The organism is Streptomyces sp. NPDC012825, assembly GCF_042900925.1.
Taxonomy (GTDB): domain Bacteria; phylum Actinomycetota; class Actinomycetes; order Streptomycetales; family Streptomycetaceae; genus Streptomyces.
The window spans coordinates 644,151-657,052 of record NZ_JBIBBZ010000001.1 but is presented as its reverse complement, the minus strand read 5'-3'; the positions used below and the strand labels follow the sequence as shown (position 1 = coordinate 657,052).

At 72.0% G+C, this 12,902-nt stretch carries 12 protein-coding genes; 3 read left to right on the top strand and 9 right to left on the bottom strand.

Annotation, left to right across the window (positions count from 1 at the left end):
• Positions 1-21: 21 nt before the first annotated feature.
• From ACFY7E_RS03285 to ACFY7E_RS03250, 8 genes are all read right to left on the bottom strand, one after another.
• Positions 22-408, bottom strand: a complete 387-nt coding sequence (locus ACFY7E_RS03285) for a TadE/TadG family type IV pilus assembly protein (protein ID WP_389480165.1) — start codon at positions 406-408, stop codon at positions 22-24.
• 20 nt (positions 409-428) lie between these two features.
• On the bottom strand, positions 429-824 hold the full coding sequence (locus ACFY7E_RS03280; RefSeq protein WP_389480163.1) for a TadE family protein: 396 nt from the start codon (positions 822-824) through the stop codon (positions 429-431).
• A 103-nt stretch (positions 825-927) separates the two neighbouring features.
• Positions 928-2,190 carry a CpaE family protein gene (locus ACFY7E_RS03275; protein ID WP_389480160.1) on the bottom strand — a complete coding sequence of 421 codons (1,263 nt, stop codon included), beginning with the start codon at positions 2,188-2,190 and terminating at the stop codon, positions 928-930.
• 7 nt (positions 2,191-2,197) lie between these two features.
• Entirely contained in the window at positions 2,198-2,902 is a 705-nt protein-coding gene (cpaB, locus tag ACFY7E_RS03270) for a Flp pilus assembly protein CpaB (RefSeq protein ID WP_389480157.1), read from the bottom strand.
• 86 nt (positions 2,903-2,988) lie between these two features.
• A complete protein-coding gene (locus ACFY7E_RS03265; RefSeq protein WP_389480154.1) occupies positions 2,989-3,846 on the bottom strand; it encodes a hypothetical protein in 858 nt (285 codons plus the stop codon).
• 243 nt (positions 3,847-4,089) lie between these two features.
• Positions 4,090-4,677 (bottom strand): hypothetical protein, encoded by a 588-nt coding sequence (locus ACFY7E_RS03260; RefSeq protein WP_389480151.1) that lies wholly within the window; start codon positions 4,675-4,677, stop codon positions 4,090-4,092.
• A 118-nt stretch (positions 4,678-4,795) separates the two neighbouring features.
• A complete protein-coding gene (locus ACFY7E_RS03255) occupies positions 4,796-6,316 on the bottom strand; it encodes a hypothetical protein (protein ID WP_389480149.1) in 1,521 nt (506 codons plus the stop codon).
• Positions 6,313-6,720, bottom strand: a complete 408-nt coding sequence (locus ACFY7E_RS03250; RefSeq protein ID WP_389480146.1) for a hypothetical protein — start codon at positions 6,718-6,720, stop codon at positions 6,313-6,315. The genes ACFY7E_RS03255 and ACFY7E_RS03250 overlap by 4 nt, the downstream gene beginning before the upstream one ends.
• 420 nt (positions 6,721-7,140) lie before the next feature.
• On the opposite strand from ACFY7E_RS03250, the gene ACFY7E_RS03245 reads away from it, so the two are divergent.
• The gene (locus ACFY7E_RS03245; RefSeq protein WP_389480144.1) at positions 7,141-8,859 is read left to right on the top strand and encodes a chitinase; all 1,719 of its coding nucleotides are present in this window, start codon (positions 7,141-7,143) and stop codon (positions 8,857-8,859) included.
• Between the two features lie 92 nt (positions 8,860-8,951).
• Here the strand turns inward: ACFY7E_RS03245 and ACFY7E_RS03240 are convergent, their stop codons facing one another.
• Positions 8,952-10,232: a protein kinase gene (locus ACFY7E_RS03240; RefSeq protein ID WP_389481024.1), complete on the bottom strand. Its 1,281-nt coding sequence runs from the start codon at positions 10,230-10,232 to the stop codon at positions 8,952-8,954.
• Between the two features lie 288 nt (positions 10,233-10,520).
• Between ACFY7E_RS03240 and ACFY7E_RS03235 the strand changes: the two genes are divergently transcribed.
• Both ACFY7E_RS03235 and ACFY7E_RS03230 read left to right on the top strand, forming a co-directional pair.
• The gene (locus tag ACFY7E_RS03235; protein ID WP_389480141.1) at positions 10,521-11,888 is read left to right on the top strand and encodes a M14 family metallopeptidase; all 1,368 of its coding nucleotides are present in this window, start codon (positions 10,521-10,523) and stop codon (positions 11,886-11,888) included.
• A 181-nt stretch (positions 11,889-12,069) separates the two neighbouring features.
• Positions 12,070-12,882 carry a hypothetical protein gene (locus ACFY7E_RS03230; protein ID WP_389480139.1) on the top strand — a complete coding sequence of 271 codons (813 nt, stop codon included), beginning with the start codon at positions 12,070-12,072 and terminating at the stop codon, positions 12,880-12,882.
• The last annotated feature ends 20 nt before the right edge of the window (positions 12,883-12,902 follow it).

Sequence of the window (12,902 nt, the reverse complement as noted above, 5' to 3'; positions counted from 1 at the left end):
ACCGGCGGTGCGGCGGCGGGGTCAGTCGGCGGGCATCGTGGCGCTCTTCTCGGCGGTGCCGAAGTCGTCGAAGCCGGGAATCACCGACGGGACCCTGACGGTGACGGTGACGGTGACCCCGTCGCCCCAGTCGTTCGGCGGCGGGGCGTCGGTGCCGTCGGCGAGCCAGTCGGACACGGCCTCCCTGGCAGCCTGCTCGGCACTCATGTCGGCGTCGGGGTCGGACGCCACGCGGGCCGCGGCGCGGGCCGCCGTACCGGCCTGCTGGGCGGCGAAGGCGCCGAGGCCGAGCTGGACCGCGAGCAGGCCGACGAGGAGGAGGACGGGCAGCCAGCCGAGGAACTCCAGGGCCGCCTGGCCCCGGTCGTCCTTCCGTGAACCGGCCCGGTCGGTACGGGGGCGCGTCACGGGGAGATGCGTACGGGCGTTCACGGCTCCCTCCCCTCCTTCGCCGCGGCGGCGTGGCCCCGGACGGGGATCGGGAGGCTCGGGCCACCGGGGAACAAGATCGGTACCTCGACGGAAACCGTGGCCTTCACGAGCTCCCCCTCCGGCACGCAGGAGATCGTGGCTTCCCGCCACTTCTGGGGCAGGTCCTCCTGGCCGACGTACTGGCAGTCCCCCATGTCGTTGGAGGCCGCGGCCGCACGTACCCCCCGGTCCGCCGCGTTCCCCGCCAGGATGAAGGTGTAGCCGACGAGGGTGCACTGCCAGAGGACGGCCAGCGTCAGCAGGATCAGCGGGAAGGTGCCCGTGAACTCGACGCTGAGCTGGCCCCGGTCGTCGTGGACGCGGTCCCGCCGTCGTATCTCCGCCACTTCCATGGTTCGCCGTTCCCCCTCGGTTCCGTTGCCCACGTCTCCGTCCACCGACATCCCTGCCCGCTCGGGCACCCGCCCACGTCCCCGCCCGCTCACGTCTCCGTCGTCACGCCCGCGACCTGCGCAGGCCGAACGAGCCCCGGTCCCGGTCGCCGCGCCCCCGTCCCCCGCGTCCGCCCTCCGTCGCGGGCTTCACCAGGCCCAGTTCGCCGGCCAGCGCCCATATCGCCTGCTTCACCAGGGACTTGGCGTCCAGGTCCTGTATCCGGCCCGCGTCCACGGCCGCCTGCAGCTCCTTGAAGTGGGACGGGACCGTGGTCCGCGCGACCCGGGTCCCGGTGATCCGCTCGACGAGCGGCGACTGGATCTCGGTGCTCCGGGTGTGGCGGTTGATCACCGTGATCGTGTCCTCCGCCTTGCGGATCTGGAGCCGTTCCCAGAGCCGGACCATGCGCTTGGCGGCCCGTACGGCGATCACGTCGGGCGTGGCCACGAGGACGCCGGTGTCCGCCATCTCGATCGCGGCGGCGTTCGCGGCGTTCATCACGGTGCCGCAGTCGACGACGACGACCTCGTACCTGTGCCGGAGCGCGCTGATCGTCTGCCGTACGGCGCGGTCGTCGACCTCCTCGGCCCGTTCGCCCTCGGCGGGCGCGAGCAGCAGGGAGAGGCCGCCGACCTTGCTCTGGTCGCCGGAGTAGACGACGTCCTGGAGCACGCGGGGCGTGACGTCCTGGATGCCCGCCAGGTCGACCACGGAACGGCGGTGCTGGACGTCGACGTACGAGGCCACGTCACCGGCCTGGAGGTCCAGGTCGGCGAGGACGGTGCTCATGCCGGAGGCGCGGGCCGCCAGGGCGAGCTGGACGGCGATCAGCGTGGTGCCGACGCCGCCCTTCGCGCCGCTGACCGTGACGACCTTGCCGCCGACCCCGCGCATGACCTCGCCGCCGTTGCCGAGGTGCCGGCGCACGCCGGTGGCCCAGACGGCGGCGGCCTGCACGCGGCCGGCCAGTTCCTCGTAGCTGAGCGGGAGGGCGACCAGGCCGCGGGCCCCGGAGTCCATGGCCGCGGCGAACAGGACGGGGCTCGCGTCGGCGGTGACGAGGACGACGCCGACCGCGGGGAAGCGGAGGGCGACCTCGCGGATCAGTTCCAGGGCGGGCACCGGACCGATCCGTTCGTGCACGAGCACGACCTCGGGCAGTTCGTCGAGGGACTCGCCGGCGAGCTGGGCGAGGGTGTCGACGAGCTGCGTGGAGTCACCGACCGGCGTCGCGGGCTCCGCTTCCGGGAGCTGGCTGAGCAGGGTGGTGATGGACCGGGCGGCGTCGGCGTCTCCGACGGCCGGAAGGATCCTGGTCGTCATCCGGACCTCACTTGTCCTTGCCGATTTCGTAGGTGCGTTCGCCGGGACGGAGGGAGGTGTCGCTGCCCGGGGCGATGAGGGCGAGGCGGACGTGCTCGGCGAAGGACTCCGCGTAGGCGACGCGCTGGGCGTCCAGGGTGTTCAGGCCGAAGGTGATCGGAACGGCCTCGTTGGAGCGGGACCTCTCGCCCCGGGCCGGCTCCAGGGAGGTGAGTTTGCCGACGTCGAGGACCTTGGCGTTCGACACGATGATCTTCGAGATCGGCGCGGTCTTGTCGTTCTCGCCGGAGAACGTGGCGAAGATGTTCACCTTGGAACCGGGAGTGATCTTTCCGGCCACGCCCGTGGCGGCGTCGATCATGATCGCGATCTCCTGCTCGCCGGGTTGCAGGGCGGGGCGCCTGACGATCATGTCGCTCTGCAGGAGTGAGCCCTTGTGGAGCTGAGTGACAGCGATTTTTCCGTCGATCTCGGAAAGATCCGTGATCGCGTTGGCCGAAAGCCAGCGTTTGGGGAGGGAAATCTTCTCGAACTGGCTCTCTTTGAGGCTGGTGTAGGGGGCGACGTCGACCTTCGTCCGATACGCCGAGACCTCGGGACCGACTTTCGAATTCACGTCGCCGATCACGGAGAGCACCCCGGCGAAGGCGCCGAAGGCACACAGCACGGAGAGGAGCAGGAGTATGACACCACGGCGTTGACGGGAATTCATGGACCGGACAACCTCGTTAGGGGACGTGGGGCGAACGGACGGGACGGGACGGGACGCGGAGTCGGCGGCGGGCGGCGGGCGGGCGGTCAACCCCCGGTCGTGACGCCGGGGGGCAGGGCCAGGCTCTCGCCCGTGGGGAGCGGCGCCGCGCAGAAGCCGCACCGGTCGCCGATCAGTTCCATGCCGCACCAGTGGCACCGTTCGCGCCGCACGCTCGCGACCAGTTGGTACAGCACGGAGAGGTCGGGGATGTGGGCGGCGAACTCGATCAGCCTGCCGGTGCCCCACCAGCGCGGGGACTCGGCGGGGAGGGCGGTCTCCTCGACCCCCTGCACCTTCCACCCGGGGGCGAGCGTGCCGGTCACCCAGTCCGACTGCAACTGGCCCCTCGCCACCAGGAGTCGGGTGTCGTACTCGGGTCCGGTGAGCGTGCCGTCACCCACCTTGATCAGCTGCGGCTCCGGGCCGGCCACGACGCCGAACCGGGAGCCCGGTATCCAGGACCTGGCGTGCGACGTGAGGCTCACCGGGACCCGGTCGAGCTTCGCGACCGAGCCGAGCAGCGCGCCGCAGTGGATGTAGTACGAGAGCAGGCGCGCCGCCGACGCGACGACTCCCGCGCTGAAGTCGCAGACGGAGAGCTGGCGGAGCTGACGGACGAGCACGGCCAGGCCGAGCGGGGGGAGGTCCGACCTGAGGAACGCGACCCGGTCGCTCTCCAGGAGGGCGCGGACGGCGTGGAGCCGCTGTTCGAAGGGCCGGGAGAGGGTCGCGGGATAGAGGACGACGACGTAGCCGTGCTGATCGAGCGTCACGCGCATGTCGAGGAGCGCGGCTTCCAGGGACTGCGCCTCGGGCGCCCGCAGTACGGCCGCGGTGGGCGTGTGCTGGTCGAACAGTGGGAGCACCAAGTCGGTGCTCGTGACCGCGATTGCTGTCGACACCCAGATCCCCGTTTCACTCCGGCCCCGGTTCCCCGGCGACCGCAGGCCCTTCCCCCGTCATCTGACCACATCGGCAGCTTATCCGCGCCCTACACGGCAGAGAACACCCTTCCGTGACATACGACTGTCCACGGATTCCCTTCACGGGCGGACCCCGTGTCCGAACTCCTGAAATCGTTGAATTCGGAAAGGGCGTGGGAGGAAGGGGGCTCCGGAGGGATGCCGAAGAGTCCAGGCCGGAGCCTACTTCTCCGTCACCGTGAGCGTGACGCTTTCGACGATCTCCGTGACGTCCCGGTCGGAGAGCGTGCCCTCCCGGGAGTTCACCGTGATCAGGTACGGGCGCGACCGCGCGTCCACGCCGGTCACCATCACGCCTTCCAGCCGGGTGCCCTCGGGCGGCGTGCCGGCCCTGCCCCGGGAGGTGAAGGTGTAGGTGATCCTCCGGGCCTCCTCGCGCCCGCCGGGACCGGCCACCCGGACCTCCGTGGTCTTCGCCGGGGTGGCGCCCAGCTGGATCCGGGCCTCCGCCCCGACGGCCGCCATCTCGACGGTGTTCAGGCTGCCGTGGTCGAACTCGACGCTCATGACCCCGACCGTGACGCCGCCCTCGGTGAGGGTCGCCCGGGCCACCTCGTGGGGGTTGCCCTCGTCGGGGGCGACCTCCTCGAAGGCCGCCGGGTGGGCGACGGTGAGCCGCTCGGTCCTCAGGGTGCCCCAGCCCTCGGGGACGGTGCCCGCCGTCCCGCCGCCCCCGCAGGCGGTGAGCAGCAGTCCGGCGGCCCCGGCCGCCAGCGCGGCGCGAAGGCCGTGCCCCGGCTTCCCGGTCATCCCGACTCCCCTCGCTCGTTCCGGGCGGCGCTTCCGCCGCCGTTCGTCTACCCGTACGCGTCCGCGCGCATGTACGTCCTGTGCGCCGGTACGCGTCCGCGCCTGTACGTACTGTGCGTCATCGGGCGCAGTAGCTGTAGGGGACGTACTCCCGCTTCCCGTCCCGGGGCGCCCCGAGGAACCGGGCGTCGTCGAGCGTCTGGGCCTTGTTCGACAGTTCCACGGAGGCGCCGAGGGAGAGGCCCAGGTTCAGTTCGAAGCCGTACTCGTGCGCGTCGGCCATCACGTCGTACTCGGTCCTGCTGGACTTCCCCCGGTCGAAGAGGAGTCGTCCGAAGGGGTCGTCGGCGCCCGGACGGGTGGTGGGCGCGTCGTTGTTCAGCAGGTACGAGAAGACCGCGCCGCCGTCGCCGTTCCCGTCCAGCCACTTCTGCGCCACGGCGCGGTCGGCGTCGCCGTCCGGGCCCTTGGGGAAGGCCACGGTGGTGGTGAGGACCTCGGTCCGGCTCTTCCCGGAGTTGTCGACGGTGCCGACGCGGCCGCCCTTGTTGTCCTTGCCCTCCTTGCCGTTGTGGCCGCCCGCGCCGTCGGAGGTGCCGACGTCGTCGGTCTCCGTGGTCCGGGTGAAGTCGATCCGGACGAGCTCGCCGGTCCTCTGGTCGCGGGTGACGGTGACGGTGGCGGAGCGGGCGGCCTGCGCGTGGTCGCCGGTGTCGAAGCCGCCGGCGCCGAGTCTGCTGCCCCACTGGCCGTCGGCCCTGACGGAGTAGGTGTACGCCTTGGTGCCGCGGTAGTCGTCCTTGGTGAGGATCACGTCGGCGTTGATCCTGGCGCTCCCCTCGATCCCGGCGGCGATGATCCGGTCGTCGCCCGGGTCCACCGAGAGACCGCCGTCCACGCTGCCGTAGACGCCGACGGAGCCGTAGCTGATGTGGCGGTCCCCGAGTCGGCCCTCGATCCGCTCGCGGAGCCTCTCCTCCTCCACCAGCGGTCCCTTGCCGAAGATCGCGAGGATGCCGTCGCCCATGCTCGCCTCGGCGCCGCCCGGGGACGTGCGCCGGATCTCGTACATCCTGAGCTTCTCCAGGTCCTCTCGGAAGGCGTCGGCCTCCTCCCTGCTCTCGAAGACCCAGGTGTCGCCGTTGTTGACCCTGATGCCGCCGCCGAGGTCCACCGACCCCCTGCCCAGCTTGCCGATCCTCCCGCCGAAGCCGCCGGTGGCGCCGATCGACGCCGCGTCCGTGAAGGTGGTGTGGATCAGCCGGTCGTCGCCATCGACCTCGCCGTCGCCGTCGACGTCGTAGTTGGCCCGGTGCACCTGGTCCTGGAAGCCGTATTCGTTGCCCCATTCGAACCAGCCGACCTTGACCTTGCCGCCGGCCTTGTCCGTGACGGTGGACAGCGTGCACAGCGGCGGCTCGTAGTCGGCGTCGCGCGCGGCCGTGTCCCGCGGGCCCCCGCCGGGGGCGCAGCCGCCGCTCCAGAGCGAGGCGACCGCGCAGGCGAACCTCTCGCCGAGGGTGCCCGCCACGCCCGTCGCGGCGAGGGCGAGCAGGAGGGCCACGGCGATGACCACGGCCCCCACGTACTCGAGCGCGCCCGCGCCGCGGTCCGTTCTCCACCGTCGGCCGCCCCTCATCGGTCCCCCTCCTGGAGCCGGTCCGCGGCACGGCCGCAGAAGGCGCCGACCACGACGACGGCGCACGACATGGACAGGCCCTCGGCCGAGGCGCGTTCCCACTGGACCGCGAGGCTGACGACCTGGGCGAACGCCGGGACGGCGAAGAGCGCGGCGGCGTGGCGGGCGCGCGAGGAGCGGAACGGCTCCCGGTGGAGCCGGCCGGACGCCCAGACCGTCAGGGCGACGCAGAGCGCGTTCGGCACGTGGACCAGGAGCAGTCGGCCGCCGAAGCCCTCCAGGCGCTGCGCGTCGGCGAACGTGCCGTAGAAGTACGTGACCTGGAGGTACTCGGAGAAGAGCAGGACGATCAGGCCGGCGGCCCACACGCGGACGAGAGCGGCGGTCCCCCCGCCCTCACGCAACCCGCCCTCGCGCGCCGCGTCCCCCCGTGTCGCGTCCCCCCGTGTCGCGTCCCACCGTGTCGCGTCCCCCCGTATCGCGCCTGTCCGTGTCGCGCCGGCCCACGGGGGCCCGTCCGTCCCGCGCATCCGCCCGCCCCTCCCCGCCGCCCGCCCGGTGTCCGCCAGGGCACCTTAGGGGCGGGCGCGGCCGGGGATCGTGGGCCCGTGGACCCACCGCCGGACCCAAACCCCGACCGTGGGCCCGGGGAGGTCCCGCAACGGCCTTGCGCGTCAGAGGTCTTGACAACTCAATTGGTCTGGACCAACTTGTAGCTTCAGCGGTGGCCACCGTCCCGACCCGTATCGCCTCGTACCCCCCGTACGAACCCCCTCCGTACGACGACGTACGGCGCCTCCAGAACCCCAACTCCCCCACGGAGGATGCACGTGGACCGCACCACCACCCGCCCGAGCGGACGCAGATGGCTCGGTGGAGCCCTCGCGCTCGCCGTCGGCTCCGGGCTCGTCCTCGTCGGCGGAGCCGGCACCGCCCAGGCGGCGGACGTCAACGTCGCCAGGAACGCGGGCTTCGAGAGCGGCCTGGCCAACTGGGCCTGTTCCGCCGGGACCGGCGCCGCCGTCTCCTCGCCGGTCCGCACCGGGACCGGCGCCCTGAAGGCGAGCCCGGCCGGTCTCGACAACGCCAAGTGCGTGCAGACCGTGACCGTGAAGCCCAACTCGACGTACACGCTGAGCGCCTGGGTCCAGGGCGGCTACGCCTACCTCGGCGCGAGCGGCACCGGGACCGGCACCGGCTCGGTCTCCACCTGGACGCCGGACTCCCCGTCCTGGAAGCAGCTGACCACCACCTTCACCACGGGCGCCTCCACCACCTCGGTCGAGATCTACACCCACGGCTGGTACGGCACCTCCCCCTACCTCGTCGACGACGTGAGCGTCTTCGGGCCCGACGGCGGCGGCGTCCCGGACCCCGACCCGGTCGTCCCGTCCACCCCGGCCGGCCTCGCGGCGGGCACCGTCACCTCCTCCTCCGTGAGCCTGAGCTGGGGCGCGGTCTCCGGCGCGACGGGCTACAAGGTGTACCGGGACGGCACCGCCCCGCAGACCGTGAGCGGCACCTCCGCCACGGTCACCGGGCTCACCGCCGACACCGCCTACCAGTTCCAGGTCTCCGCGACGAACTCCGCGGGCGAGTCCGCGAAGTCCGCCGCCGTCTCGGCGCGCACCGCCAAGAACCAGACCGGCCCCGGCCCGGCCGTGCCCAAGCACGCCGTGACCGGCTACTGGCAGAACTTCGACAACGGCGCGGCCAAGCAGAAGCTGCGGGACGTGCAGGCGGCGTACGACATCATCGCCGTCTCCTTCGCCGACTCGACCACCACGCCCGGCCAGATCACCTTCAACCTCGACCCGGCCGTCGGCTACGCCTCGGTCGCCGACTTCAAGGCCGACGTCGCGGCCAAGAAGGCGGCCGGCAAGTCCGTGATCATCTCCGTCGGCGGCGAGAAGGGCAACGTCACGATCAACAGTGACGCGAGCGCGACCGCCTTCGCGAACAGCACGTACGCCCTGATGCAGGAGTACGGCTTCAACGGCGTCGACATCGACCTCGAGCACGGCATCAACTCCACGTACCTCACCAAGGCGCTGCGCCAGCTCTCCGCGAAGGCGGGTTCGAGCCTGGTGATCACGATGGCCCCGCAGACCATCGACATGCAGTCCACGGGCACGGAGTACTTCAAGACCGCGCTCGCCGTGAAGGACATCCTCACGGTGGTCAACACCCAGTACTACAACAGCGGTTCGATGCTGGGCTGCGACGGCAAGGTCTACAGCCAGGGCTCGGTGGACTTCCTCACCGCGCTCGCCTGCATCCAGATCCAGGGCGGTCTCGACCCGTCCCAGGTCGGCCTGGGCGTCCCCGCCTCCACCCGGGGCGCGGGCAGCGGCTACGTCTCCCCGCAGATCGTGAACAACGCGCTGGACTGCCTCACCAAGCTCACCAGCTGCGGCACCTTCAAGCCGGCCCAGGCCTGGCCGTCCCTGCGCGGCGCCATGACCTGGTCCACCAACTGGGACGCGACGGCCGGCAACGCCTGGTCGAACGTGGTCGGCCCGCACGTGCACGGCCTCCCGTAACGGGTCCTTCCCCGTCTCCGTACGGGCTCCGCAGCGCCGCCGCTCCCCCGGCGGCGCTGCGTCGTTCCCGGGCCAGGAACCGGGCCGCGTGCTCAGCGGCGGGGCAGGAATCCGGCCAGGACCGGGTCGAGCCGGGCCACCCACTCCTCGACCCGGGCGGCGCGGCGGCCGTCGAGCTCGCACGTGTACGCGCCGCCCTCGTGGAGCGAGACCACGACGCGCAGCCCCCGGCCGCGGCGGGTCCGCACGAGGTCCACGCCCGAGATCTCCTCCCAGCCGAAGTCGGCCTCCTCGCCGTAGAGCTGGAGGTGCACGCCGGAGCCGTCGACGACGATCCCGGACACCCGGTCGGCGGCCACGAATCCCGCCGGCGCGGCCCCGGGCGGCACGGAGGGCGGCGGCGGCACGGCGAAGGCCCCCGGGGGCCCGAAGCCGGGGGGCGGCGGTACGTGTCCCGGCGGTACGTGGGCGGGCACCGTCGCGAAACCGGCCAGGGCGGCGGGACCGGGGGCGGAACCGGCAGGCGGTACGGAGTCACGGGGGTCGGCAGGCGGTACGGAGTCACGGGGACCGGCGGGCGGTACGGAGCCGTACGGACGGGCGGGCGTGGACACGACCACCGTGGCGGGAGGCCGCTCCCCCGTCCCCGGCGCCCCCTCGCCCAGCGCGTCCAGGATCTCGTCCGGCGCGGGCCGCCCGGCCGGGTCCTTGGCGAGGCAGCGGGCCACCAGGCCGCGCAGCGCCTCCGGGACGGAGCCCAGGTCCGGGGCCTCGTGGACCGAGCGGTACATGAGGCCCATCGGCGTGCCGTCCCCGAAGGGACGGCCACCGGCGGCGGCGACGAGGACGGCCCCGAGGGCGAAGACGTCGGCGGCGCCCGTCACCTCCTCGCCGAGGGCCTGTTCGGGGGCGAGGTAGCCGGGGGTGCCGAAGGCGGAGCCGGTGGCGGTGAGCCGGGTCGACTCCAGGGCGCGGGCGATGCCGAAGTCGAGGACGCGCGGCCCGTCGGGCGCCATGACGATGTTGCCGGGCTTGAGGTCGCGGTGGACGAGCCCGCAGGCGTGGATGGCCTCCAGGGCCTCCGCGAGCGCGGCCCCGAGGGCGCGCAGCCGCGCCTCGTCCATCGGGCCCTCGGCGGTGACGAGTCCGGCGAGGGTGGGACCGGGGACGTAGGCGGTGGCGAGCCAGGGCGCCTCGGCGTCGGGGTCGGCGTCGACGACCTGCGCGGTGTGGAAGCCGCCGACCCGCCGGGCCGCGGCGACCTCGGCGCGGAAGCGTGCGCGGAACGAGGGATCGGAGGCGAGTTCCGGCCGCGCCACTTTGACGGCGACGGCCCGTCCGCCGCGCGATCGGGCAAGGTAGACGGTGCCCATGCCGCCTTCGCCCAGTTTGTGCTCGATGACGTATCTGCCGATGAGGGTCCCCACGCGGGACAGTATGGCCGAAGTCCACACCTTGACCGGTTCATGACACTCCCCCACCATGTCCGGAACACCCCGCACGACCGGGCACCGCCCGGCTCCACCCCCGTACCGCCCGACTCCACCCCCGCTCGACCCCGCACCACCCGGCTCAACCCCGCACCACCCCGCTCAACCCCGCACCACCCAGCCTCACTTCACCGTTGTCGCACCCCCCACACTCCCCACCCAGGAGACAGCATGCGACGTTCCCTCCGCACCGGGAGGCCCGGCAGGAAGTCCGCCACCCTCGCGGCCCTCGTGACGCTCGCCCTCGCGGCGCCCCTCTCCGCGCTCGCGACACCCGCCGGGGCCGGCCCGGCGCCGACCGCCGCCACCCGTTCCTCCGCGGCCGAGGAGGTGATCCGGCAGTACGAGGTGGCCGGACCGTCCACCCCGGCCGCCCGCACCGCGCTCGCCGCCACCGGGGTCTCGATCGACGAGGTCGACGCCCGCGCGGTCGTGGTCAGCGCGAACGCCGAACAGCTCGGGCGCCTCAGGGCGGCGGGTTACGAGCCCGTGGCCCTGCCGGCCCCGCCGGACCGGGGCGAGGCGGCCCGGTCGGCGCTCGGCCCGCTGGACTTCCCGTCGGCGGACTCCCGCTACCACAACTACGCCGAGGCGAACGCGGAGATCGCCCAGCGGCTCGCCCAGTACCCCTCGATCATGAGCAAGCGGGTCGTCGGCAAGTCGTACGAGGGCCGGGACATCGTCGCGATCAAGGTCAGCGACAACGTGGCCGTCGACGAGGACGAGCCCGAGGTCCTCTTCACCCACCACCAGCACGCCCGCGAGCACCTCACCGTCGAGATGGCGCTCTACCTGCTGCGCGAACTCGGCGCGGGCTACGGCACGGACAGCAGGATCACCAACGCCGTGAACGGGCGCGAGATCTGGATCGTCCCGGACCTCAACCCGGACGGCGGCGAGTACGACATCGCGTCCGGCTCCTACCGCAGCTGGCGCAAGAACCGGCAGCCCAACTCCGGCTCCTCGTACGTCGGTACGGACCAGAACCGGAACTGGAACTACAAGTGGGGCTGCTGCGGCGGCTCTTCGGGCTCCAAGAGTTCCGAGACCTACCGGGGCGCGGCCCCCGAGTCGGCCCCCGAGGTGAAGGTCGTCGCCGACTTCGTCCGCTCCCGGGTGGTCGGCGGGAAGCAGCAGATCAAGGCGTCCATCGACTTCCACACGTACAGCGAACTGGTCCTCTGGCCGTTCGGCTGGACCACCGCCGACACCGCCACCGGCATGACCGCCGACGACCGCAACGCCTTCGCGGCCGTCGGGAAGAAGATGGCCGCGAGCAACGGCTACACCCCGGAGCAGTCCAGCGACCTGTACGTCACGGACGGCTCGATCGACGACTACCTGTGGGGCGCGCAGAAGATCTTCGCGTACACCTTCGAGATGTACCCGTCCTCGTCCTCCGGCGGCGGCTTCTACCCGCCCGACGAGGTCATCGAGCGCGAGACCGCCCGCAACCGGGACGCGGTGCTCCAGCTCCTGGAGAACGCGGACTGCATGTACCGCTCGATCGGGAAGCAGGGACAGTACTGCGCGGCCTGATCCCGTGAACGGGCCGGGGGCGACGGAGGACTCACTCCGCCGCCCCCGGCCGACCGGTGCGGCGTGCCACGAGAGAACCCGAAGGCCCTGACGATCACCGCGCAATACGGATGCCAACTCACCTTTTCCGCAAATCTCTTGGCCACGGAACGGCGATACCGGGGGACTGTAGATTCCTGCCATGGCCAAGAGCAGAGCGAGTGAGAACCCGGAGTCGCGTTTCTCCGCAGTGCTGGTGAGCGTGGCGAGCCTTCCGGGCGTACGTATCGACAGGGAGACGTACCTCCGAAGCGCGCTGACCCGTTACTGCTCGGAGGACGAGGTCCGCGTGGCGATCGAAGAGACACCCGCGGCGGCGGGCATCCCCCTCGACGTCCTGGACAAGGCGGCCGACGCGGCCATCACCTACGAGACCAGCAAGGCCGGAGCCCTCTCCGCGGCCGCCGGAGTGCCCGGCATCTTCGCCCTTCCCCTCACCGTCCCCGGCGACATGGCCCAGTACATGGGCCACATGCTGCGCATCGCGCAGAAGCTCGCCTACCTCTACAGCTGGCCCGATCTGCTCTCCACCAGCGGTGAGGACCTCGACGACGCCACCAAGGGGGTCCTCACGCTCTTCGTCGGCGTGATGTTCGGCACCCAGTCGGCGAACAAGGCGGTGGGGCAGGTCTCGGCGCTGATGGCGGAACAGGTCGCCAGGAAACTGCCCCAGAAGGCCCTCACCCAGGGCGTCGTCTACCCGGTCGTGAAGAAGGTCGCCGCCTATCTCGGTGTCGAGATGACGAAGCAGACCTTCGCGAAGAGCGTTTCCAAGGCCATCCCCGTCGTCGGGGCCGTCGTCTCCGGCGGGCTCACCCTCGCGACCTCCCGCCCCATGGCGAAAAGACTCAAGAAGCACCTCTCCGGCCTGGAGTTGGCGAACCCGGCACGCCGCGTCGTGGACGAGGACATCCATGGCTCCACCGTGGGGCACACCGAACCCTCCCCGGCCTGACGCGCGCCGGGGGACGGGCA

Excerpts from the sequence above, each read along its gene's own strand:
- ACFY7E_RS03260 (WP_389480151.1), bottom strand. The coding sequence starts at position 4,677 with ATGACCGGGAAGCCGGGGCACGGCCTTCGCGCCGCGCTGGCGGCCGGG.
- ACFY7E_RS03245 (WP_389480144.1), top strand. The coding sequence starts at position 7,141 with ATGCACGTGGACCGCACCACCACCCGCCCGAGCGGACGCAGATGGCTC.
- cpaB (WP_389480157.1), bottom strand. The coding sequence starts at position 2,902 with ATGAATTCCCGTCAACGCCGTGGTGTCATACTCCTGCTCCTCTCCGTG.
- ACFY7E_RS03230 (WP_389480139.1), top strand. The coding sequence starts at position 12,070 with ATGGCCAAGAGCAGAGCGAGTGAGAACCCGGAGTCGCGTTTCTCCGCA.
- ACFY7E_RS03235 (WP_389480141.1), top strand. The coding sequence starts at position 10,521 with ATGCGACGTTCCCTCCGCACCGGGAGGCCCGGCAGGAAGTCCGCCACC.
- ACFY7E_RS03255 (WP_389480149.1), bottom strand. The coding sequence starts at position 6,316 with ATGAGGGGCGGCCGACGGTGGAGAACGGACCGCGGCGCGGGCGCGCTC.
- ACFY7E_RS03280 (WP_389480163.1), bottom strand. The coding sequence starts at position 824 with ATGGAAGTGGCGGAGATACGACGGCGGGACCGCGTCCACGACGACCGG.
- ACFY7E_RS03240 (WP_389481024.1), bottom strand. The coding sequence starts at position 10,232 with ATGGGCACCGTCTACCTTGCCCGATCGCGCGGCGGACGGGCCGTCGCC.
- ACFY7E_RS03275 (WP_389480160.1), bottom strand. The coding sequence starts at position 2,190 with ATGACGACCAGGATCCTTCCGGCCGTCGGAGACGCCGACGCCGCCCGG.